Below are 23,625 nucleotides of genomic sequence, written 5' to 3'. Positions count from 1 at the left end.
TTTTCTATTGAGCGCTTTGATAGGATGATCGTGTCAACATCCAAGGATTGATGGCATATCAATAGTAAGCATTAGACAAGGAAAGTTATGGGTACAACTCGCACCAAAAAGAAGAACAGAGAGATCGCTAATTTTTGCATTGCACAAGAATTAGGCGGGCTGGAGCTATTGGAAGCGAGTTACGAAAAGCAAAACTTTTCCTGTCATAGCCATGAAGGCTACACCATTGGTGTAATCGAAACTGGGGCTCAGCGTTTTTACCGTAGTGGTGGAAACCATGTTGCACCGAGCGACAGCATTATTCTGGTGAATGCGGACGAATTACATAATGGGCATTCCGCCACTGAAGGAGGTTGGTCTTATCAGGCAATGTACCCGCTTCCTGAGCACTTTGAACAGATTGGGCGGTCATTTTGCGGGGCTCCATATTTTCCAGCGCCGGTTGTTTATGACCCGGAACTGGCTTCCCGGTTTCGTCAGCTTTTTTCCGTGCTAAAGTCAGATTCAACTCGGCTTTACCGAGAAACAGCCCTCTACGAAGCGTTAATGAAGCTTGTTATTCGACATGGGAAAAATGAACCGAACATGCCAGATATGGCGTCCGCAAAACGTAATATTCAAAGAGCGAAAGAGTTTCTGGACGATCTACCTCAAGCAGACGTTTCGCTGGAAGAACTGGCTTCAATTGCTTCACTTAGCCCTTACTATTTTGCGCGTGAGTTTAAAAAAACTTACGGCATTCCACCTCATGCCTATCAGGTGCAGGTTCGATTGAGGCTGGCAAAGAAATGGATGTTAAGTGGAATGAAGGTCATGGACGTCGCTCATGATTTGGGCTTTCATGATCAAAGCCATTTTCACCGACATTTTAAGTCGGCAATGGGTATTACCCCTTCTCAGTTTGCTAAAGCAGCTTAACCTCACACGTATTACATATACTCTGAGTGTTTTTCCGTGCCCCCAGATGATTCATTTAAGGAAAATATGTCTCAAGAATCTCGCTCTTCACTTTTTATTCAAGGCACCATCAAGATGTTGCCTCTCAGTATTGCCGTTGTCCCTTGGGGAATATTGGCGGGATCGTTTGCAATAGACAGCGGCCTTACGCCGATGGAAGGGCAGGCGTTTTCTTTGATCTTGTTTGCAGGTGCCGCACAGTTAGTGGCAATGGGCATGATCAAAGCAGGTACAACACTGGGTGCGCTTGTCGTCACTATCTTTTTCATTACATCGCGTCATTTTCTATACAGCGTGGCAATGCGAGATAAAATCAGCCCGTTGCCAGGGCGCTGGCGAGTGGTGTTGGGCTTTCTGTTAACGGATGAATTGTTTGCGTTTTGTGGCAGTCAAACCCCGAAGCAATTTAAGCCATGGTACGCATTTGGCGCAGGGTTGAGCTTTTACTTGATTTGGAACGTGGCGACTTTTGCCGGAATTGTTGCTGGCAGTACTATCCCCAATTTGAATGAACTCGGATTGGAATTCGCCGTTGCCGCAACTTTTATTGGCATTGTGGTGCCAACAGTGAAAAATCGACCTGTACTGGTGTCTGTGTTTGTCGCTTTAGTCCTTTCCGTTTACTTTGCGTGGCAACAAGTGGAGGGAGGTCTGGTGATTGCCAGTGTGATTGCAATGATCAGTGGTTACTTGTGTGAAAGGTTGGAGGGCAAAGCATGATTTACTGGTACATTCTGGCAATGACAGCAGTTGTATTTCTTAGCCGGTATCTGTTTTTAGAACCCAGATTGCCGCTTCGGCTGAATCATCAGTTTCAAAGATTGCTTTCTTATGCTAGTCCTGCGGTGTTAACGGCGATTTTAGCGCCTATCGTATTTGTTCCCGAGGGAGAGCTTTACATATCGCTGACCAGCCCTTACGTTCTGGCAGCATTGTTGTCTTGTTTTGTTGCATGGAAAACAAAAAATGTACTGACAACAACGCTAGTTGGAGTGGCTGCGTTTTTAATCCTAAAGCACTTAGTTCTTTGAGTAAGAAGACTGCCTTGCAGCTCTTAAGTGGTTTCCAAAAACTCAGCTTCAAGCCAGTTGCGAAGTGACTTTACACTTTCAGAATTCAGGCGGGATGGATGACAGGCATAGAAGAAGGTGTTCTCAGGGTGAGTTACTGAAACATCGACCTGAGTCAGTAGCTCATGATGTAAATCGTCTGCAATAAACAGTTTGTGGGTAATGAGTACTCCGAGCTTTCTACGGCACGCATGGATGGCCTGAACTGATGTATTGAAAGTCAGATTGTTTTCTTTAAGTGGAAGGCTGACACCGCGTGCTTCACACCAGAGAGCCCAGTCCTTTTTACGTCGGTCATTCGATACAAAAATGGCGGGCACTTCTAAAAGCAAATCCTGAGCGCTTCGGGAGCTTTTCGCTAAGTCCGGGTGAGCAACCATCACAAGTTCATCATCCAGTAATTTATGGCAGTAGTAGTCTTGCCAATGCTGTTCCTGTCCATGAATGATTGCTAAATCCACGCCTTCTGCTGGTAAATCAAACGTTCCGATGATGTTTGAAATCCTTACGTCCAATTCCTGATTTGCACCTTGGAATTTTTCCACTCTGGGGATCCACCAGTGCAGCGCAAGCGATGCCACCATGTTTATTGTAAGGCGCCCATCATCTGGGTTTTGTTTCAGCTTCTCGGTTGCAGACACCACGGTTTCAAAAGCAGGAGCAACCTGCTGGAAGTACCGTTTTCCTTGTTCATTCAGATGAACATGTCTACCTGAGCGAACAAAAAGAGTAACATTGAGGAAGTTTTCAAGGCTTTTGATAGCCTGGCTAACCGCTGAATGGCTTACATTCAGAACGTCGGCTGCTTTAGTCATGCTTTCAAGTCTTGCAACGGCAATGAAAGTATAGATGGCTTTAAACGGTGGCATTTTCTTCTCTCTGCTTGCTGGCTCAATGAATTTTATATGTAAGTAAAACTTACAGGTTTAGTTAATTTTAATCGTTATTTTTCTTTTTGCCAGCACCTTAGAATGGGTATCAACAGGAGATATATATGACGTTATCGAAACCTATTGTATTTATGCTGGTATCCACGTTCAGTCTTTCACTGAATGGGGTCTTTTCAAAATTACTTACAGAAAGCCTGAGTGTGCAATTACTCAGTATGCTGAGGTTTTTTGTTCCTGCGTTTATCCTTTTCGTGTTCATGGCACTGACGCAGTTTCACCTTCCACATCGTAAAATGTGGCGAGCGCTTTGGGTCCGTTCAATTTGTATGGCGGGCTGTCAGCTCTGCTTTCTTTGGTCGATGCAGACACTGACGTTAGTTGAGTCTGTCGTTTTATTCAGTACCGGACCCTTGTTTATTCCAGTACTCGAGCGATTGATTTTTAAAGTAAAAATTTCCGCCATGAACATTGCTTGCTTGATCATTATGGCGGCAGGTGTTCTGCTGTTAGCGGGAGATCTATCTGAGTTTTCATTTAAATGGGAGCTATTGGTGGGGTTAGCCGCTGGTGCTCTGGTTGCTGGATCTCAACTGGCGCTTTTCCGGGCATCAAAGGGGAGCATGACACCTGCGTCTCTCAATGCCTGGACATTTCTGTTGGCGTTTCTGTTTCTGGTTCCCGTTTATCTGGTTATTGGACCAAGCCATACCGACACGGCATTACTTGCGATGCCAGAAGAACATGAGTTTGTCTGGATCATGTTATTGGTGTTGTCACTGTTGATTGTGAACACCCAGGTATTTCGCGCAAAAGCGTATCAACTGGTGGAGACTGGATCGCAGCTTGCACCACTTATCTACACCAATTTGGTTTTCACCTGCATTTGGCAATTCACGTTGTTCTCAGAGTCATTAGATGGGCACAAAATAATGGGAATAAGTCTGATTGTGCTGGCCAGCATGATGAATACGCTAAAAAAGGGGATAGTGCGAATCCATAAAGCTCTGAAACCCGCAATTGAGGGAATGAGGGCAGGGTTCGTTATCTATAAAGAAACGAGGTAATTAAAAAGCACGGTGATCGTAATCACCGTGCTTTTTGTAGGCATCTTCATTTAGCTGGTGGTGGTAGAACCTTTTGTCGTTTTCTTAGTAGCTTCCGCTTCTAATTGAGCTCTTTTGGCTTCACTAGCCAGTTTAGAAAGGTGAATAAGCACCTCGGTCATATGAGATTTCACATCTACCTCAACCATCTGTTCTGTAGATAAATACTCTCTGGCGTACTTCATATACACACCTTGCTGTAAGAAGAGCAGGTACAGTTCTGGGTCGAGATGCCCCGTAGTTGCAAGTTTGGTCATGATAGACAAGGACTCTTTAAGGTTCTTGGCTTTCTTGTAAGGTCTGTCGCTGGCTGTGAGGGCTTCAAAAATATCAGCAATTGCCATCACTCGCGCGGGGACGCACAGTTCTCCAGCCATATAGCCTCTGGGGTAACCCGTTCCGTCTACACGCTCATGGTGGCAACCTGCAATTTCCGGTGCTTTCTGGAGATATTCCGGATAAGGCAGTTTATCCAGCATGTCGATGGTTTGAATGATGTGGTCATTAATAATGAAGCGCTCTTCATTTGTGAGTGTGCCAGAACGTACCGACAGGTTGTAAAGCTCACCACGATTATAATGGTAATCCCCAGGTGTGAGATTGAAGTCTTCTTTCCACATCTGCTTTGGATTGAAGCCCTCAGCCCATGGAATACGGTGTACTTGCTTATCTGATAACACCGATTCCATAACGGGAAGCGGAGCCGGATCTTCACAGCGGCTTTTCTCTACCCAAGAAATGCCAAGCTGGTCATCGATGGTTCGAGTCCACTGCCGCTTGCTGATTTCTTCGATTCTTTCCAGCTTACTGTCGTCCATAAACTCACTACCCAGATTACAGTCAGCGATAAACCTGAAATCTTCATCTAGCGATTTCAGTTCTGCGTCGAGCGCTTGTTTCAGTTCCTTCTGGTCTTTACCTGAACTTAACCCTTTCCAGTACTGCGTATGGGCTGTTTGTTTGAGTAATTCAAAGCGCATGCGCACTTCGTGAATGCGATCGTAAATGGTTTCCAGTTTTGTCGCCTTATCAACCACATATTCAGGCGTGATGATTTTCCCGCAATCGTGTAGCCAAGCGCCAAGATGAAGCTCTTCCCACTCTTTTTCCGTCATTTGAAAATCTTCAAAACGACCTTTGTCATCAACAACAGCCTGAGTCAGCATTTCTGCGAGAGCAGGGACACGCTGGCAGTGTTTACCCGTATAGGGAGATTTGGTATCGATTGCCGATGCGAGCAGCTCAATAAAGGCATTCAGCATGTCTTTTTGTTGCTGAATTTGGTCAATGTTTTCTTTCGCTATCGCAGCAAAAGAGAGCAGTTCACGCAGGAAGTCGTGTTTCTCTTTCTGAGCGGCAGTGACTGGACGCTCGTATCCTAGAGTCAGAATTCCGATGAGTTGCTGGTCTCGGTTAAGAAGAGGAAACAGATACAAATCGGAATTGTAGAAGTAAACAAGGTAGGGCTTGAGCGCTTCGTCCTCTTTGGAAAGGTGAACTATTTCTCCTTTCTTCAATGATTCCTCAACATGGCTTGCATTTTTAAGGAGCAAATTGATGTTTATTTTCAAAGGAATGATGGCTTGATTGACGCTCTCATCAAATTGCTTAGTGTTCTTATTCCAGACCGAAAGTACGATGGTTTCAGCCTTGGTGACAATGTAACTTTGATAGGTGATATTTTTCGCCAGCCTTGAGAAATCCCGATTGCTTGCAGTGTCATGCAAGAGCTCTAGTAAGTCATGAAGCGTGTGCTCCATCAACTCAACGGACTGAGTCAGGTCATTTACTTCTCTGATCAGGCTTTTTGGATAGCGCGTCTTGGTAAATTCAAAGCGTCGAATGTTATCGGTTTGTCTGTTCAGGTTGTGAAGCGGGCTGGCAATACGTTTCGCGATATACCAGACAATGCCAAAGCAGCCTACCAGCATGAGAATGGCCACAGTAACTTGCTTGTCTCGCATGGAATAGAGGTTTGCCAGCAAAGCGTCCTGAGGTGTTGCTTCCGCCAGCCACAGGCTAACGTTATCGGTGAGTTTCACCGGGGTCAGAGTAACGGACCAGTCGATGCCTCCGTGTTGAATTGCGTAGTACTGATAAGAGAGTTCTCGGTTTAAATCGAGTTTGCTGAATACCGTGTTTTTAAGCTGCTCGCCAAGATGAACATTGTCGTAAGAATCTGGAGAGCCATTCAGCCGATGTGAGGCGAGTGGTCGCAGCGCGCTGTCAAACAGCAATAACTGACTTTCACTGGCGTAGGCAAGTTCACCAATGCTTTTATTTAACCCATCAAGAGAAAAATCCGCGGCGACCACATAATCGTTATTGGCAGTCTTACGAACAAATGTGACACCAATATCCTGTAGCCAATAGAAATGGTAAGGCTGGGTCAGATGGATTTTCTGGTCGTCAGTGGCATGCGCATACCATGGCCGTTTTCTGGGGTCGTATTGATTGTCATACCGAATAGATGCGGCGAGAACAGTGCTGTCTCCGTCAAGAAACATGGACTCGTTTCTTCCATCAATGTCGGTAGACCGGAAAAGTATCTCGGCACCTTCTGGAGCTTTGAACTGCTCCGCAGTCTTCGGGTTGTAAAGCGGTCGGTAGAGTGTGAAGTCACCGTTGTCTGAACCGTAATACAGCGCGACCAGACTGGTATTTCTTTGAAAGATGATTTCCAGAGAGTTCAACCATCCGCCTTTCTCTACTGAATCTTTCTGATGACGAATAAAGCTGCTCATTGCCATGAAATCGAGTGTTGTCAGCACTGGTGCGACTTGCTCACGAAACAGAGTTTCAAGCTTAAGGCTATTTTCGTTACTCAGCTCTTTGGCTGATCCTTGTAACAGTTGTTGTGAGTGATGGTAGCTGATCGCAATCAAAACGCTTCCAATCACTGTGGCGAGTGCCATAAACAGGCTTGTTATATGGATACTCAGGGGGTAGCGGTGCTTTGTCATACAAGTTTCACCATGCTGCAAACTGACTTAATGCGAATTTAACTTGAGCCATATATGTAATGGCTGAGTTAATATTTTGTTGTAGGCTAAAACAATTACGAACGTAACTAACCCTTTGTAACTGATGCTTTTTAAGTATTGTAGAGGTCGCTCTATATGCAAGTATTCCAATGGGAAAAATTTGCATATAAGTACTTTTATTTGAGCTGGATCTCTTTGTAATTTCGGAAAGAAGGTCACCGTTTTACGCAAACTGTGAAACAACGAAAACCAAACGGTCGGCATCGTAAAATGTTAAGCTTTAACTAATTGAAATATAAACAGGGTCTGTTGACCTTAGGGTTTGATCTTCATTATGAGATTGTTAGTAGACACACATACTCACACCTATGCCAGTGGGCACGCTTACAGTACCTTGATTGAAAATGCCAAAGCCGCGAAAGAGTGTGGACTGGCGATGTTTTGTACTACGGATCACTCAGAATCCATGCCAGGCGCACCACACTATTGGTTTTTCAGTAATCAGAGGGTATTACCCAGATTTATTGACGGTGTTGCGATTATTCGTGGTGTGGAATCCAATATCATGAACACCTGCGGCGACATCGATATTCCCTTATCCGTTGACAAAAACCTCGACTGGGTGATTGCGAGTTTTCACGAAGCCGTGTTCAAACCTCAAAGCAAATCTGCGCATACGGATGCCTTAATCAATATCATTTTATCAGGTCGGGTGGACGCTCTCGGACATCTAGGCAACCCGAATTACGATTTTGAATTTGAACCAGTCATTGAGTGCGCCGTCGAGAACCACGTTGCGATTGAAATCAATAACACTTCACTTAAAGGAAGAAGCCGAGCGGGTAGTGTTGAAAGGTGCAGTGAAATCGCAAAGCTAGCGAAAGAAAAAGGCGCTTTTATTACAACTGGCTCTGACGCACATTTCTGTCTGGATGTGGGCAACCTTTCCTTAGCTGCACAGCTCATCGATAAAACCGGGATTTCAGCTGAAAAAGTTATCACACATTCTCCTGAACAGTTTTTAAACTTCCTTTTATTAAGAGGAAGAAAAAATATTGAAGAATATTCAATGTATTATCGTTCAAAGTAACGCTTTTGTTCATAAAATTATCAAAAAGTGAACTTTTTTCGCGCAAATTAATTTATACTGTACGCTCATCTGTTAATTTCGTTGAGGGTGAAGATGAGTCGTTCGCCTATTGCTCGAGCTGTACAACATCGAAAACTTTTCTGGCTTCTTAGCACCACTCTGATCTTGGTTATCTGCCTTGCTGTGATATTCACGTTTCCGGAGGCTGTAGTCACTACCAGTCTGGCGCTGTTTCTTACTTTATTTGCCTTTTTGCAGCTGGTTCATTTTCATGTCATCACCACCAGTAAAAAGGTGGCAAAACTGGAAGAACAACTAGAAATAGCACAGGAAGAGAATACGTATCAGAGCGATGAAATTCTGGCTCTTAAAGAACGATCAGACAAATATCAGACCTTACTCAATAGCATTCCTGACCTGGCCTGGATAAAAGATACTGATGGACGGTTCCTTGCCGTTAATGCTGAGTTTCAACGAGCATTTGGTGTAAATTATGAAGCGCTGATCGGAAAGACAGACTTTGATCTTTCTCGATACGAAGACGCAGTGCAATACCGTGAAGATGACGAAGAGGTCATGAAAACGCTCACCCCCATCAGGCACGAGTTTCTTGCCACAGCAGTGGATGGGAATCGTTCGTGGATAGAGCTCATCAAAGTGCCTGTCGTAAGAGAAGGTGTCGTTGTTGGCACAGCAGGAACTGCACGTGATATCAGCGAACGAAAAGCCGCAGAGGATAAATTGGCTTTTCTTGCCCACCACGACATGCTGACCCACCTTAAAAACCGCTACTCTCTTGAACAGGATTTGGACGCATTAATCGCCGCAAAGGCTCCGTTTATCGTAGCTTTTGTGGATCTGGATAACTTTAAGATTGTAAACGATTCAATCGGTCATGCGGCAGGGGATGCGGCACTAAAAGCGGCGGCTGAGAAACTGCGTCAGGCAGTAGGTAAAAAAGGTGATGTATATCGCCACAGCGGCGATGAGTTTGTTGTGGTGATTCAAGATGACACCCAGGAAGCCAGTGTCGAGCGTTGGTCCAGCTATCTGCTCAAGCAAATCAGCATGACGTTTAAGAAAGACAACTATGAATTCGATTTTTCAGCATCTATTGGTATGTCTGTGTTTCCTTTGCACGGGGAAACACATACCGAACTGCTGAGAAACGCAGACATTGCTATGTATCAGGCTAAGATCGCGGGTAAGCAAAGTGCTCAGGTCTTTTCTTCTCGTTATGAGGGGCTGGCTCTGAACCAGTGGAACATGGAAAAACGTCTGAGAAATGCCATTGATCAGAACCAGCTATTTGTTCGTTATCAGCCTATGGTGAATAGCGATACGGGTTCGATTGTTGGAATGGAAGCTCTGATTCGCTGGCAGGATCCGGAAAAAGGTGAAATTGGTCCAGGTGAGTTTATACCGTTCGCTGAACAGTCCGGTCTGATTTCAGAAATTGGTCTGTACGTTATTAAAATGGTTCTGAATCAACTGGCTGAATGGCTGGCGAAAGGAATCGACTGCAAACCCGTATCTGTCAACGTATCCGGTATTCAGTTTTATCATCACAATCTTCTGGTCGAAGTAGAAAAACTTCTGAAAGAAACCCAGGTTCCGGCTCATCTTCTTGAGCTTGAACTGACGGAATCCATACTGATGAAAGATGAAGAGAGGCTGATTGGCACTCTCAATAAATTCCGGGAGCTAGGACTTAACCTGAGTGTTGATGACTTTGGAACCGGCTATTCAAACCTTGCTTATCTTTCCCGTTATCCAATCGGAAAACTAAAAGTGGATCGTTCCTTCGTTCACCAAATTCAAATGCACAAAGACAAACAAATCATTACACGAACAATTATTGAGCTTGCGCGAAACTTAGGCATGGATGTGGTTGCAGAAGGGGTAGAGAATACGCTGGAACTCGCTTTGGTAAGAGAGCTTGGTTGTCAGTCAATTCAGGGGTTCTTGTTCTCTAAACCGCTGCTATTAGAAGAGATCGAAGATTTGCTCACATCCGATTACAAATTCTTACCATAAGCACTGTGATCGTGGTTGTGTAAGTTCTCCTTTCTTTTGAATCTTTTGTTAATAGGAGATACCCTTCATACCGTAAAATAAGGAAGGGTTATGATCCATCGCACCCCATTTAAAACAGGAATGTTATTCGCTTGTGCCCTGAGTTGGGTACTGGTGACATTAATGCCGGTCATAAATGCGCACGGCAGCAATGCTGGTGTGTGGGCGATGCTATGTACCGTTAACGGATTTGAGTTAGTTCAGATCGAAGAAGGACAGGAGGTGAAAACCCACAGTGGGAAGCCTTGTCCATTCAGCCATTATTCCACTTTTCACCATAACAATCTTCCAACTACACCCATCTTCCAACTACTGAGTTTTGCAATTGAAAACCAATACGTTTATTTGGCTCTAAACGTGCGTTATCAATTGCATACCCCACGAGCACCACCTGCTTATTTTTCCTGAACACACAATTATTACAAAAATATACGCACTCGCATGTATCTGAAGTTACTCGGCTTTGGATATACCCAAGTAACCTAAAGATGCTCGGCTCAGCGAGAATTAAGTGGCTTTCAGACAAGGCACCGATTTGAAGATCTAGTGGCTCTAAATCGAGAATCGGTAACACAGTATGAAAGCCAGTTAAACTCGCCCTTGGGAGCGCATATTCTGTCCCACTTCATCGTCAAAGAACTTGGAAAGGATTCATCATTCCGCTGCGTTCTTTTCCTTGAATTGAAACAGAATATGAAGCTCTGAAACCGGCATCTTTAGGTTACTTGGGTATAAAAGAGTGTTTTAGCGTTAAAAGGAAAAATTATTATGTTGGGAAGCACTCAAACAGCTCAACAAAAGGACTTCGCACGTTCGAAGAACCTCTATTTTCTCACTTGGAGATGGCATTTTTATGCAGGGTTATTTGTCATCCCGTTTATGTTGATACTGTCTCTTACAGGCATTGTGATGTTGTTCGATGACGAGCTTGAAAGCGCTCGCTACGGCGACATGCTGATTGTTGAACCTAAATCGAATTCTATTCCGGTGTCACAGCAGCTTAGTATCGTTGAGAGCTATGCAGAGGGCACAGTTACTCAATTTGTGCCAGCACATAGCGAGACAGCACCAAACCGATTTTCAGTAAGGTTTGAAGATGGCTCAAACCGTTTTGTTCTTGTTGACCCTTATACCGGTGATATCAAAGGCGAAATTGATCGCGGTGAAAGCTGGTACGCGTTAGCAAATGACATTCATAGTACATTACTCGTCGGAGACACTGGCGGTTACCTAATCGAAATTTCTGCCAGTCTGTCCATTATTTTACTGGTGACTGGTATTTACCTTTGGTTACCGTCGGACAACGCTTCGAAAGCGGGCTTTCTGAAAATTCGTATGCAGAGTGGAACCCGCATCTTCATGCGAGATCTGCATGCAAACTTAGGTGGTGTGCTTTCATTAGTTCTATTGTTCTTCCTGGTTTCCGGGCTTGCTTGGGCAGGTATTTGGGGTGGAAAATTTGTGCAGCCATGGAGCAGTTTTCCCGCTCAAAAATGGTCGGATGTTCCTTTATCGGATAAAACGCACGCCAGCTTAAATCATGGAACCGAAGAAGAAGTACCATGGGGGTTAGAGCAAACGCCGTTACCCGAATCGAAAGGTCATGAGCATCATGGTGGTCACGGTGACCATGCCCATCACATCAACACGGCAACTGTATCTATCGATAAGGTCGTGGATACTGCGAGTAAACTTGGCATGACTCAATACAAATTGAATCTGCCGAAGAGTGAAACTGGCGTGTTTACGCTTGGTGCGAACACCATGAGTGGTGATATAACCGATCCAACACAGGATCGTACGACACACATCGACCAGTACTCAGGTGAAATCCTCGCAGATGTGACATGGGAAGACTACAACTGGATGGCCAAGTTTATGGCGGCAGGCATTGCACTCCACACGGGTGAAGTCAGCATCATCAACAAGCTTTTGAATGTGTTCTTCTGTCTTGCGTTCGTCGCGGTTAGCGTAACAGGTGCGCTAATGTGGTGGAAACGTCGACCAGCAGGTAAGAAAAAACTGGGAGCACCACCTTCTTTTCAAAAAGGGGGAATCTGGAAGCTAGGAGCAGTGACCGTTGTTTTGGTCGGCTTCGCCTTCCCACTTGCAGGCGCGACGATAGTGACTGTTTTGATTATTGATGCATTGCTCCTAAAAACGATGCCAAAACTGCGCCACTGGTTTGCTTAATCTTCATGTACAAAATTAAGCCTTAAACCACACAGTAATTACATTATTAAGCCCCAAACTTTTGGGGCTTTTTTGATCATGTTCTTTAGACAATAAATTTTCTCCCCAATTTAAATTGAGAGAAGTATTTGATGTTGAGTTTTAATGAATAGCTCAGGTGTCCGATAGAAAGTTTGGACTGGATTATTATTGAGGCTTTTAGAGAGGAAAGGCAGGAGAAAAATCACACTAATTACTCGGAGAAAAAAGCTAGTGAAAAAGAACATGAATATTTCTCATGTTAAATGTGAAAGAAAACCATTTTTACTCAATTTGGTATCTGGGTATAAAACACATTCTACTCCCGAGCGTAGTGGATAATACAGTTGAAGCTATTTGCTTCGTTTGACGCAAATCAAGAATCTGTGAAAAGTTCAGGCTGGGAAAATAAGAAAGAATATTGGGAAGACCTGAAACCCGTGAAAACTCTCAGGTCTTTCCTCAAGAATTGGAAATCAGATCACCATGAATAAAGACTTTGCATTCACAATCAAAAGCATTTGTTTTGATGAGAATTACCATCCTTCAGACAGTACGCGTATCACAACTAATTTTGCTAACCTAGCAAGAGGCGATAGCCGTCAAGCTAACCTACGTAACGCGTTGAAGATGATCGACAACAGCTTTAATGCTCTGGCAAGTTGGGATAACCCGAAAGGTGATCGTTATTCTGTTGAGCTTGAAATCGTATCCGTAGATATGGATATCGAAGGCAGTGGGCAGGCTTTCCCATCAATAGAAATTCTGAAGACAAACATTGTTGACCATAAAACGAATGAACGTATTGAAGGTATCGTTGGAAACAACTTCTCCTCTTACGTTCGCGATTATGATTTCAGCGTATTGCTACTGGACCATAACAAGAACCAAGATCAATTCAGCGTACCAGCTAACTTTGGTGAACTGCACGGTAAGCTATTCAAGAGCTTCATTAAATCCGACACTTACAAGCAACATTTCAATAAGCCACCGGTTATCTGCCTAAGTGTATCTGACAACAAAACGTATCACCGTACTGAAAATCAACACCCGGTATTAGGTTTTGAATACGAGCCAAACGAATCGTCTTTGACCGAGCAATACTTCAAAAAAATGGGTCTGCAAGTACGTTACTTCATGCCGCCTAACAGTGTTGCCCCGTTGGCTTTCTACTTCTTTGGTGATCTGCTTAATGATTACACCAACCTTGAGCTGATCAGCACCATCAGCACCATGGAAACTTTCCAGAAAATCTACCGACCAGAGATTTACAATGCGAATGCAGCGGCAGGCAAGCATTATCAGCCAAACCTGAAAAACCTGGATCACTCTCTGACTCAGATTGTTTATGACAGAGAAGAGCGCAGCAGACTGGCTATCGAGCAAGGGAAATTTGCGGAAGAGAACTTCATCAAGCCTTATCAAAATGTTCTTGAGCAATGGTCTGCAAACTACGCTTAATAGTTAAGGGAAAAACAAAAGCATGACGAAAATTCTATTACCTACTTCAACGGCTGGCAGCTTACCTAAGCCTTCTTGGCTGGCACAACCTGAGAAACTTTGGTCTCCCTGGAAGCTAGAAGATCAGGAACTGATTGATGGAAAGCAGGACGCGTTGCGCGTATCTCTGCAAGAACAAGTGCAAACAGGCATAGACATTGTCAGTGATGGCGAGCAAACACGTCAGCACTTCGTGACCACATTTATTGAGCATCTCGATGGAGTTGACTTCGAGAAGCGTGAGACAGTGAAAATCCGCGACCGCTATGATGCGAGTGTACCAACCGTTGTTGGCGCTGTTAGCCGTCAGAAACCAGTCTTTGTTGAAGATGCAAAGTTTTTGCGTGAGCAAACTGATAAACCGATCAAATGGGCTTTGCCAGGTCCTATGACGATGATCGACACGCTTTACGATGCTCACTACAAGAGTCGCGAAAAGCTGGCTTGGGAATTTGCCAAAATTCTGAATCAGGAAGCCAAAGAACTTGAGGCGGCTGGAGTAGATATTATCCAGTTTGACGAACCTGCATTTAACGTATTCTTTGATGAAGTTAATGACTGGGGTATCGCAACTCTGGAAAGAGCAATCGAAGGGCTTAAATGTGAAACCGCTGTCCATATTTGTTACGGCTATGGCATCAAAGCCAACACAGATTGGAAGAAAACGCTCGGTTCTGAGTGGCGTCAATATGAAGAAGTGTTTCCTAAGCTGCAAACATCCGACATCGATATCATTTCGTTAGAGTGCCAAAACTCGCGAGTGCCTATGGATCTTATTGAACTCATTCGCGGTAAGAAAGTGATGGTTGGGGCGATTGATGTGGCAACTAACGCCATTGAAACACCGGAAGAAGTTGCGGACACGCTTCGAAAAGCCCTCCAGTTTGTCGATGCTGACAAGCTTTATCCTTCAACCAACTGCGGTATGGCTCCTCTATCCCGTGAGGTTGCGAGAGGCAAACTCAATGCTCTAAGCGCAGGTGCAGAAATTCTTCGTAAAGAACTGACCTCCTAACGTATTAAACATAAAAAGGGCTGTTTTTTAGCAGCCCTTTTCTATATTAAATGCATTAGAAACAAAAATATGACACACCCATTTTAAATATAAATTTGTTAATAAGATTTACTCCCTCCTTTTATCTAATAATCTTTATCTTTTCTTGAAATTCTACCCTTCTGAAACTATTGCAAACCTTTTGCGCCAAATTAGCTCTTGGATCCAAATTCACTAAAATAGCCTTGAGTAAAAAGTCCTATTTAGTAGTCTGCCTTTTTGGTAAAAAGCTCAACGAAATCATTGCACAACATAGGTAAGGAAAGCTGAACTAATACCTGGTTCAATTACAATTTTCGAAATCTTTGTTTGCTTTATCTAATGATATTTTTATCTAAAATAAATATTTCTATAAATTCACAAGGATGAAACTAATGAGAAAGTTATCTGTAATTACATTGGCGGTTGCTTCATTTGGTGCTTTTAATGCCTATGCGGACTCAATATCCACTGCAGAAGTAGAAGCCGCACAAATAGGTTGGGGAGAGGGGATCGTTAAAATAGGAAAAGCAAGTGATCCAAGAGAAGCTGCGATAAAGCATCTTGAAGAATTCTATGCTTTTGGTGAAGGACAGGTTCTGTTTAAACCTACTTTGGCGTCTGTAGACCAGTTCCGTGGAACACAGAAAGAAGCTTTGTCCTATTTTATCGGTCAGGATCTTGCAGAAGATAAAGGCTTCGCTTTGGCACCTTATATTAAGGTTCGTTGGGAAAACGAAGGAATTGTTACTGATGGTGATTCTGCAATGGCAATGGGCAATTACTTCTTCACCAAAACAAATGGTGAAGAAGTAAAAGTTGAGTACTCATTTGGCTATATCAAAGATGAAGAAGGCAACGTTAAGATAAATCTTCACCACTCTTCTCTGCCATTTAGCCCTAAGTAATCTATCCCTCTTTCAAAAAGCACTGGTATACAGCAAAATGTACCAGTGCTTTTTTACTTTAAAAATCAAAGGAAGATTAAATGAAAAAGTTAATTACCATTGCTCTTTTTGTATTTGCAAGCTCCGCAAATGGCGCTGGAACTTACATAGTTAAAGACGCAACCATCACGTCAGTGGCAAACACAAGTGGTAACGGAGACAACTTTACTGTTTGGGTAGAGGGCGGTACGGGTGTATGTGCTAATAAAAGCATAAATTTTCCAAGGACTGCCACAAGTTCAAATGAGATTTTTTCTCGGGCTTATTCGACAGCACTTACCGCATTTGCATCAGGGCATAAGGTGTGGATACACGATTATGCAGGTGCAAGCTGTACTAATGCAGCTTACATTCGCGTGATCAAATAACGAGGGAAATTATGAAAATTCACTATTTAGAAATAGTCACTCCTGATGTTGATTCGGTGTGTAAAGCGTATGAAGCCGCTCAAAAGATCAATTTTGGAGGAGCAGATGAACTACTCGGTGGCGCGAGAACAGGTGTTTTGTCTGATGGCTGTATTGTCGGAGTTAGGGCGCCACTGCGGGAAACAGAAACACCGGTGACTCGCCCGTACTGGCTGGTAGAAGATATTGCGCAGGCAGTTATCGATGTTAAGGAGCAAGGCGCGGAAATTGCGGTTCCGCCATTAGAGATTCCTGGTAAAGGGACGTTTGCAATATACATTCTGGGCTCGATAGAGCAAGGTCTGTGGCAACTTTAAGAGACCTTTTGGTTACCTGTTATTACTGGGCAAAGTCATTCGATATAGACGTAGTTAAGCCCATAAAATATACGATAGATTGATCATTCACCTGCGGCGGGAGCCGAGATGCAGTACTCATTAAGAAAAGCAAACGATGGAGATGTTGGGTTTCTGCTCGACCTACGTGAGATCACCATGGGCAAATACTTGCGAGAAGCTGGAATGCCCGTGACTCGTGAAGCCTACATTAACCGTATACGTTATGACTTCGAGCACGCAAGGATCATACTGGTAAATGGGGTTTCTGCAGGTTTGATCAAAGCGAAATTCAAAGAGGAAGAGAATGAGTGGTACTTGGTTCAAATTCAAATCCATCCGAACTTTCAGAATCAGAGCATTGCAAGTCGCCTGATTACAAACCTTATTGATAAAGCCAAGTCCACTAATGCTGTAGTTGGTCTCAGTGTATTAAAAACTAACCCTGCAAAAGATTTGTACGCGAGATTGGGCTTTGTCGAGGTAGGTGAAACCGATTTCGAGTACCTGATGCAGTACGCATGAATTTCAAAATACACCAAAGCTTTTTGGTGAGCGATGTCCGGTTCCCTGAAAGCTAATGCACCTCTGATTCCAACTCCTGTTTTACAAATTCAATGAAGCTAGAGACCTTTGCCGACATGTGTTTTCGGCTGGGGTAGATTAAGTACATATTGATCTGAACCTTCGGGTAATCCGCGAACAGTTCTACCAGTTCCCCCGTATCAAACTCGTCACTAAGATTAAACTTCGGCATCCGGGTTATTCCCAGCCCTTCTTTGCACATTTCCAATTCAAGCTGAGGACTGTTTGTCAGAAGTTTACTCTTTACTTTCACCGACTTCTTAGTGCCGTCCTTTTCCCAATATGTCCACAGAGAAGGGTTCTTTATCAGGCGATAGCAGATCGCCATATGATCCTTGAGTTCAGAAGGATGTTTGGGCGTACCATAGGATTTTAAATAATCAGGAGAGGCAAAAGTGGCGCTATCACTGGTCAGAATTTTTTGACTAATCAGAGTCGAATCTTCCAGTTGACTAGAAGTCCCTCGAATCGACACATCAATACCCTCCGCAATCATATCGACTTTGTGATCACTTAGGTCTACGTCTAGGTTTACCTCGGGGTACTGTGCTGAATACTTTGCCAAAATAGGGCGAATGCGCGACAAGCCAAAAGTGATTGGGCAACTGATTTTCAACGTTCCTCTGGGCTCAGCGTTTTTTCCGCTCAATGTTTCTTCAAGTTCTTCAACATCCTGTATTAGTTGTTGGCAGCGTTCGAAATACATTTCTCCTTCTGGTGTCAGGCTTAACGTGCGAGTTGTCCGGTGCAATAACCGCACTTTTAGTCTTTCTTCCAGTTTATTGATTTCTTTGCTGATGTAAGAAGTGGAATGCCCGGTGCTTTCTGCAGCCTTAGTAAAGCTTCCTCTAGAAACCACCTCGGAAAAAATAACCATTCCATCAAGAAGTTGTGTATCTGATGCCATTGCCTATGCTCGAGAAAGTATTAAGTGCCATATGGAAATAATGAATTTTCATATGAAGTATTAATCATTAAATAGAATTAATCTATAGTTTACCTAAATCAAAACGAAACAGAATCTAAGAAGTCGGCGAAGTTAACAATACGTAAAGTATTCTCCTTTAAGGCTTCAAGTGAATAGGAAGGAAAGATTATGAAAATTGTCGCTTTTGCAGCTACCAGCAGCCGTGATTCCATCAACAAGCAGCTAGTCACTTATGCATCAGGCTTGGTGTCAGGTGCCGATGTTGAAATTCTAGACATCAATGATTATGAACTGCCGTTGTTCAGCACGGACAGAGAAAAAGAGCTGGGTCAGCCTGATCTTGCTAAAGCCTTCTTTAACAAATTGGGTGAAGCCGATGCCATCGTAATCTCCTTTGCTGAACACAACGGATCCTACACAGCGGCATACAAAAACCTGTTTGACTGGACATCTCGCATCGACATGAAATTGTTCCAAAACAAACCAATGGTGCTTCTGGCGACGTCTCCTGGTCCAGGCGGTGCACGAAATGTGTTAGCAACCGCAGTGAGTGGAGCTCCTCATTTTGCAGGAAATGTGGTTGGGCAGTTCTCGCTTCCAAGTTTTTATGACACCTTCGATATGGAGAAGGGTGAGGTAAAAGATGAATCGGCTAATGCAGAGCTGGTAGAGCTGATGAAAAAACTGTCCGCTTAGAGTTGGTCAAAAACGTAAGAAGGAACTTGCGTTTCAAATACACAGGGAGGTTCGTATGGAATCACCAATCTTATCCAAACCTGTCAGACCTGCACTGGTTGCAATGGCGGCGCCTGCCGCTTTTGGCATGTTAATGACATTCATGTTTCAACTTGTGGATACCTACTTTGTTGGTCAGTTGGGCACACAACCTCTCGCCGCCATGAGTTTTGCTTATCCTGTCTATTTTCTGGTTATCAGCTTGTTTATGGGAACGGCTGCAGGCGTTTCTGCTGTTGTAGGTAAAGCGCTGGGCGAGAAGAATAGCGATAAAGCGAGAACCATTGCTTCTATATCTATCCTCTTTTTTCTACTGACAGCCATGGGGTTAGGGGCTTTAGGTTTGTTGAGTGCAGATCAGGTATTCACATTACTTGGTACGCCGCCAGATACCTTGCCACTGGTTAAGGACTATATGAACCCTCTGTTTATAGGTATGTGGGCATTGGTTGGAACGCTAGTAGCGAATGCCGCTTTAATGGCAAAGGGTGTGATGGTTTCGTCCACAATAATCATGGCGATTGGTGGCGTAACGAACCTCGTTTTTGACTACCTGCTCATTTTTGGAGTAGGACCGTTTCCAGAAATGCATTTGGAGGGGGCGGCACTTGCCACGGTGATTTCGTGGTTGGTGATTCTTGTTTTAATGGTAAGTCTGGCGTTCAAAGAGTCCCTTTTCAGTTTTCGCGTTTTGTTTACCCTTATTCAATCCCTAAAAGAGCTAACAGCGGTTTTTCGAATCGGTATCCCAGCGATTGCTGCACAGGTGCTTACACCATTTGCGGTGGCAATCATCACTCGTGCTTTATCTGCCCACGGAGAGGCTGCTGTTGCGGCTTATGGTATTGTCACGCGTATAGAGTCTTTGGTTCTTACCGGGATACTGGCGCTCAGTGTGGTGATGACGCCTTTTGTCGCGCAAAACTATGGTGCAAAAAAGCAGGACAGGCTGGATAAAGTGATCGCAATATCAGGAAGAATGACCGTTTATTGGGGATTACTATTCTTTGCTCTTGTGGCACTGGCTTCGGCGCCAATCCTCTCCATATTCAGCGATCAACCAGAGGTATTGGCGTTTGGGTCTAGCTACTTCTACTTTGTCGGGCTGACGTTTCCAGCGTACGGTCTGGCACTGATTACTACGTCATTCTTTAATGGTGTAGAGCAGCCACTGTCTTCACTCAGAATTACCTTGGTGCGTTCGATTATTCTGACGATTCCTCTGGCATGGATTGGATCTTATTTCGGTGTTTCTTACGTATGGGCAGGAATAGCTAGCGCTAATCTCATAGCCGCCTGGTATGCGGGAAGAAAATTGAATTTGTGGCTAAAGACTCAAGATTCATCGCTGATAGGGCACAACCCACTTTCTGATTACAAACGAGATTTTCAGGTGTTGCTCGGAAAGCGATAGCTATTACTCGGCAAGCTTTTCTACGATGTAATCGATAAACACACGGAGCCTTGCGGGCATGTACTTAGTTTGCGCGTATTGCATCGCAACGGCTCCGTGGTAGTTACTTTTTAGCGTCCAGTCTGAAAGCACCTCTACCACACTGCCATCACGTAAGGCTTCTTTTACAACAAAGTCATGGAAGATCCCTATCCCCAAACCACTTTTCACACCTGCGAGTCGCATTTGCGAATGGTTGACGGCATACCGACCAGACACAGCCACCGTAAAAAACTCATCGTCTTTTAGAAAATCCCAAATGTGATCGTTCGGGGTTTCGGCCAAATACAGACAATCGTGTCTTTCAAGATGAGTAGGGTGTTTAGGCGTGCCTTTCTCAGTCAGATAGGCAGGGCTTGCGCACAAGACGAGATTGGTTTTACGGATCTCTTTTAGAACCTGATTTTCATGAGGTTTGTCCGTCAGTCGAAATGCGATATCAATGTTTTGATTCAAATCGATGTCGCCATCCACGGCGCGAAGTTTAAGCTGGATGTCGGGGTAATGTTCCAGAAACGGCAGGATGTGAGGTTGTAAAACCGAATTTAAATACGCTTCCGGTGCTGCAACTGTAATGCTTCCCGCAAGCTCTGTGTGGTCTGCTTCTGATATCGCGATAGCTTGCTGAGCAGCATTTACCATGACAACGCTTTGCTCATAAACCTTCTTTCCCGACTCGGTAATAGCCAGAGAACGCGTCGTTCTTTCAAAAAGCTTCACCGAAAGCGCATGTTCTAAGCGAGTGATCAACTTACTGAGTGCAGAAGGTGTCACATTCAATTTTTTCGCCGCCGCGGTAAAACTGCCTTCATCTACAACTAAAATAAAAGCAGCGAGGTCGGGGAGCAGGGCAATGAGCTTTTGGTTAAGCATTAAGCAAGTGTTCCTTTATTTGTGCCTGTGATTCACTAATGGTTTTCCATTGTGAGGGATAATAGTCGTTAATGAGTTCATTTAAAATAAAAAGAATCCGCAGCAAAGCGGAACAACAATAACGAAGAAGGAATGAGAACATGTCTTCTGCATTTTACCAGCATATACAAACCCAAATCGAAGAAGTAAAAAACGAAGGGTTGTACAAGTCTGAACGCATCATCACTTCTGCTCAAAAAGCAGCAGTATCCATCTCTACAGGCGAAGAAGTATTAAACTTCTGCGCGAATAATTACCTTGGCTTAGCTAACCATCCTGACCTGATTGAATCAGCAAAAGAAGGAATGGATCAGCATGGTTTTGGTATGGCATCGGTTCGCTTTATTTGTGGTACCCAAGATTCCCACAAAGTACTGGAGCAGAAGCTTTCCACGTTTCTGGGTAAAGAAGATACGATTCTTTATACCTCTTGTTTCGACGCTAACGCCGGTTTATTTGAAACCATTCTTGGCAAAGAAGATGCGATCATTTCCGACGCATTAAACCACGCATCCATCATCGATGGCGTTCGTTTATGTAAAGCCATGCGCTTCCGTTATGCGAACAACAATATGGAAGAGCTGGAGCAACAACTGATAGCCGCGAAAGAAGCGGGCGCTCGTCATACACTTATTGTGACAGACGGTGTGTTCTCAATGGATGGCGTTGTTGCAAACCTACCTGCAATCTGTGATCTGGCTGAAAAGTACGATGCGCTAGTGATGGTAGACGATTCTCACGCAGTAGGTTTCATGGGTGAAAACGGCGCAGGTACGCATGAATATCACAACGTGATCGACCGTATCGATATCATCACGGGTACGCTTGGCAAAGCCATGGGTGGTGCGTCTGGTGGCTATACGTCCGGTAAGAAAGAAGTGATCGACTGGCTGCGTCAGCGTTCTCGCCCTTACTTGTTCTCGAACTCCGTTGCACCTGCCATTGTGTCGGCATCTATCCGTGTTCTTGACCTATTAGCCGAAAGTGGCGATCTACGTACTCGCCTTTGGGAAAATGCAGAACACTTCCGTGCACGTATGACCGAAGCTGGATTTACCTTAGCCGGAGCTGATCACGCGATTATCCCAATTATGCTAGGTGACGCAAAAGTGGCGGCAGAGTTCGCTGAACGTGCGCTTGCTAAAGGCATCTATGTTGTTGGTTTCTCATTCCCTGTGGTTCCAAAAGGACAAGCTCGAATCCGTACTCAAATGTCGGCTGCACACTCTAAGGAGCAGCTAGACAGAGCTATTGATGCGTTTATCGAAGTAGGTCGTGACATGGGGATCATCAAATAATGAAAATTAAAGCACTAGCGAAGCTGAAGCCTGAAGAAGGCATTTGGATGACCGAGGTAGAAAAGCCTGAAATCGGTCACAATGACATTCTAATCAAAATCAAGAAATCCTCGATTTGTGGTACTGACGTACACATCTACAACTGGGATGAGTGGTCGCAAAAAACGATTCCAGTACCTATGGTTGTGGGGCACGAATACGTAGGTGAGGTTGTTGAGATCGGTCAGGAAGTACGTGGCTTCGAGATCGGCGATCGGGTTTCTGGTGAAGGTCACATTACCTGTGGGCACTGCCGTAACTGTCGTGGCGGACGTACCCATTTGTGCCGTAACACAGAAGGAGTGGGTGTAAACCGTACGGGCAGCTTTGCTGAATACCTTGTTCTGCCTGCGTTTAATGCGTTTAAAATTCCGGATGAAATTTCTGACGATCTTGCTTCAATTTTCGACCCGTTTGGTAACGCGGTTCATACCGCTTTGTCTTTCGACTTGGTCGGTGAAGATGTATTGATTACAGGTGCTGGTCCTATCGGCATTATGGCGGCAGCGGTTGCAAAACACGTTGGTGCGCGCCACGTTGTGATTACAGACATCAACGAATACCGTTTGGATTTGGCACGTAAAATGGGCGTGACTCGTGCAGTGAATGTCGCGGAAGAAAAGCTGGAAGACGTGATGGCTGAGCTTGGCATGACTGAAGGCTTCGATGTTGGTCTTGAAATGTCTGGCGTTCAAGTCGCATTCAGTACCATGCTAGAAACCATGAACCACGGCGGTCGAATTGCTCTTCTGGGTATTCCACCATCCAACATGGCAATCGACTGGAACCAAGTTATCTTCAAAGGTTTGGTGATCAAAGGCATTTACGGACGTGAAATGTTTGAAACCTGGTACAAGATGGCGAGCCTGATTCAATCAGGCTTGGACCTCACACCAATCATTACCCACCACTACAATATTGATGACTTTCAGAAAGGCTTCGATATCATGCGAAGCGGGCAATCTGGTAAGGTCATTCTCGATTGGGAATAGGGGCATCGCTTCAGACCCTCAGAATAGTTTTGAGACCCCAAAATTGGTTTAGTATTTGTACAAAAGGGAGACAAAGCCCT

At 44.3% G+C, this 23,625-nt stretch carries 22 protein-coding genes; 18 read left to right on the top strand and 4 right to left on the bottom strand.

Annotated features, from left to right (window positions below; all coding sequences use genetic code 11):
• Positions 1-87: 87 nt before the first annotated feature.
• The 3 genes from QMG91_RS24270 to QMG91_RS24260 all read left to right on the top strand — a co-directional run bounded on the left by QMG91_RS24270 (position 88) and on the right by QMG91_RS24260 (position 1,988).
• Entirely contained in the window at positions 88-918 is an 831-nt protein-coding gene (locus QMG91_RS24270; protein ID WP_281830610.1) for an AraC family transcriptional regulator, read from the top strand.
• A 66-nt stretch (positions 919-984) separates the two neighbouring features.
• Positions 985-1,677 carry an AzlC family ABC transporter permease gene (locus QMG91_RS24265; RefSeq protein ID WP_022599783.1) on the top strand — a complete coding sequence of 231 codons (693 nt, stop codon included), beginning with the start codon at positions 985-987 and terminating at the stop codon, positions 1,675-1,677.
• The gene (locus tag QMG91_RS24260) at positions 1,674-1,988 is read left to right on the top strand and encodes an AzlD domain-containing protein (protein WP_281830609.1); all 315 of its coding nucleotides are present in this window, start codon (positions 1,674-1,676) and stop codon (positions 1,986-1,988) included. Before QMG91_RS24265 ends, QMG91_RS24260 begins: the two co-directional genes overlap by 4 nt.
• Positions 1,989-2,011: 23 nt before the next feature.
• Here QMG91_RS24260 and QMG91_RS24255 read toward each other — a convergent pair whose 3' ends face one another.
• A complete protein-coding gene (locus QMG91_RS24255) occupies positions 2,012-2,896 on the bottom strand; it encodes a LysR substrate-binding domain-containing protein (protein WP_281830608.1) in 885 nt (294 codons plus the stop codon).
• A gap of 125 nt (positions 2,897-3,021) precedes the next feature.
• Between QMG91_RS24255 and QMG91_RS24250 the strand changes: the two genes are divergently transcribed.
• Positions 3,022-3,981: a DMT family transporter gene (locus QMG91_RS24250; RefSeq protein ID WP_281830607.1), complete on the top strand. Its 960-nt coding sequence runs from the start codon at positions 3,022-3,024 to the stop codon at positions 3,979-3,981.
• Positions 3,982-4,031: 50 nt separating this feature from the next.
• Here the strand turns inward: QMG91_RS24250 and QMG91_RS24245 are convergent, their stop codons facing one another.
• A complete protein-coding gene (locus tag QMG91_RS24245; RefSeq protein ID WP_281830606.1) occupies positions 4,032-6,983 on the bottom strand; it encodes an HD domain-containing phosphohydrolase in 2,952 nt (983 codons plus the stop codon).
• A 355-nt stretch (positions 6,984-7,338) separates the two neighbouring features.
• Between QMG91_RS24245 and QMG91_RS24240 the strand changes: the two genes are divergently transcribed.
• From QMG91_RS24240 to QMG91_RS24195, 10 genes are all read left to right on the top strand, one after another.
• Positions 7,339-8,094, top strand: a complete 756-nt coding sequence (locus tag QMG91_RS24240; protein WP_281830605.1) for a phosphatase — start codon at positions 7,339-7,341, stop codon at positions 8,092-8,094.
• Between the two features lie 93 nt (positions 8,095-8,187).
• On the top strand, positions 8,188-10,131 hold the full coding sequence (locus QMG91_RS24235; protein ID WP_281830604.1) for a putative bifunctional diguanylate cyclase/phosphodiesterase: 1,944 nt from the start codon (positions 8,188-8,190) through the stop codon (positions 10,129-10,131).
• A 90-nt stretch (positions 10,132-10,221) separates the two neighbouring features.
• Entirely contained in the window at positions 10,222-10,578 is a 357-nt protein-coding gene (locus QMG91_RS24230; RefSeq protein ID WP_004409119.1) for a hypothetical protein, read from the top strand.
• Positions 10,579-10,938: 360 nt separating this feature from the next.
• Positions 10,939-12,363 carry a PepSY-associated TM helix domain-containing protein gene (locus tag QMG91_RS24225; protein WP_281830603.1) on the top strand — a complete coding sequence of 475 codons (1,425 nt, stop codon included), beginning with the start codon at positions 10,939-10,941 and terminating at the stop codon, positions 12,361-12,363.
• 504 nt (positions 12,364-12,867) lie between these two features.
• Positions 12,868-13,842 carry a DUF1852 domain-containing protein gene (locus QMG91_RS24220; RefSeq protein ID WP_004409113.1) on the top strand — a complete coding sequence of 325 codons (975 nt, stop codon included), beginning with the start codon at positions 12,868-12,870 and terminating at the stop codon, positions 13,840-13,842.
• A gap of 22 nt (positions 13,843-13,864) precedes the next feature.
• Positions 13,865-14,896, top strand: coding sequence for a methionine synthase (locus QMG91_RS24215; RefSeq protein ID WP_004409110.1), 1,032 nt, complete (start codon positions 13,865-13,867; stop codon positions 14,894-14,896).
• Positions 14,897-15,309: 413 nt separating this feature from the next.
• Positions 15,310-15,822 (top strand): hypothetical protein, encoded by a 513-nt coding sequence (locus tag QMG91_RS24210; RefSeq protein WP_281830602.1) that lies wholly within the window; start codon positions 15,310-15,312, stop codon positions 15,820-15,822.
• 80 nt (positions 15,823-15,902) lie between these two features.
• Positions 15,903-16,229 (top strand): DUF5992 family protein, encoded by a 327-nt coding sequence (locus QMG91_RS24205; protein ID WP_004409106.1) that lies wholly within the window; start codon positions 15,903-15,905, stop codon positions 16,227-16,229.
• Positions 16,230-16,240: 11 nt separating this feature from the next.
• Positions 16,241-16,585 (top strand): VOC family protein, encoded by a 345-nt coding sequence (locus QMG91_RS24200; RefSeq protein WP_281830601.1) that lies wholly within the window; start codon positions 16,241-16,243, stop codon positions 16,583-16,585.
• Positions 16,586-16,693: 108 nt separating this feature from the next.
• Positions 16,694-17,128, top strand: a complete 435-nt coding sequence (locus QMG91_RS24195) for a GNAT family N-acetyltransferase (RefSeq protein ID WP_281830600.1) — start codon at positions 16,694-16,696, stop codon at positions 17,126-17,128.
• A 52-nt stretch (positions 17,129-17,180) separates the two neighbouring features.
• Here the strand turns inward: QMG91_RS24195 and QMG91_RS24190 are convergent, their stop codons facing one another.
• On the bottom strand, positions 17,181-18,095 hold the full coding sequence (locus tag QMG91_RS24190) for a LysR family transcriptional regulator (RefSeq protein WP_281830599.1): 915 nt from the start codon (positions 18,093-18,095) through the stop codon (positions 17,181-17,183).
• Positions 18,096-18,284: 189 nt separating this feature from the next.
• Between QMG91_RS24190 and QMG91_RS24185 the strand changes: the two genes are divergently transcribed.
• Together QMG91_RS24185 and QMG91_RS24180 are read left to right on the top strand one after the other, a co-directional pair.
• Positions 18,285-18,812: an NADPH-dependent FMN reductase gene (locus QMG91_RS24185; RefSeq protein WP_022593690.1), complete on the top strand. Its 528-nt coding sequence runs from the start codon at positions 18,285-18,287 to the stop codon at positions 18,810-18,812.
• Positions 18,813-18,867: 55 nt separating this feature from the next.
• The gene (locus tag QMG91_RS24180) at positions 18,868-20,265 is read left to right on the top strand and encodes an MATE family efflux transporter (protein ID WP_281830598.1); all 1,398 of its coding nucleotides are present in this window, start codon (positions 18,868-18,870) and stop codon (positions 20,263-20,265) included.
• 3 nt (positions 20,266-20,268) lie between these two features.
• Here QMG91_RS24180 and QMG91_RS24175 read toward each other — a convergent pair whose 3' ends face one another.
• Entirely contained in the window at positions 20,269-21,177 is a 909-nt protein-coding gene (locus tag QMG91_RS24175; RefSeq protein WP_281830597.1) for a LysR family transcriptional regulator, read from the bottom strand.
• A gap of 140 nt (positions 21,178-21,317) precedes the next feature.
• On the opposite strand from QMG91_RS24175, the gene QMG91_RS24170 reads away from it, so the two are divergent.
• Both QMG91_RS24170 and tdh read left to right on the top strand, forming a co-directional pair.
• A complete protein-coding gene (locus tag QMG91_RS24170; protein WP_281830596.1) occupies positions 21,318-22,514 on the top strand; it encodes a glycine C-acetyltransferase in 1,197 nt (398 codons plus the stop codon).
• A complete protein-coding gene (gene tdh, locus QMG91_RS24165; protein ID WP_022561535.1) occupies positions 22,514-23,545 on the top strand; it encodes an L-threonine 3-dehydrogenase in 1,032 nt (343 codons plus the stop codon). Before QMG91_RS24170 ends, tdh begins: the two co-directional genes overlap by 1 nt.
• The last annotated feature ends 80 nt before the right edge of the window (positions 23,546-23,625 follow it).

The organism is Vibrio nigripulchritudo, assembly GCF_027924785.1.
GTDB classification, from domain to species: Bacteria; Pseudomonadota; Gammaproteobacteria; order Enterobacterales; family Vibrionaceae; genus Vibrio; species Vibrio nigripulchritudo.
This window is presented reverse-complemented; position numbering and strand designations above follow the sequence as displayed.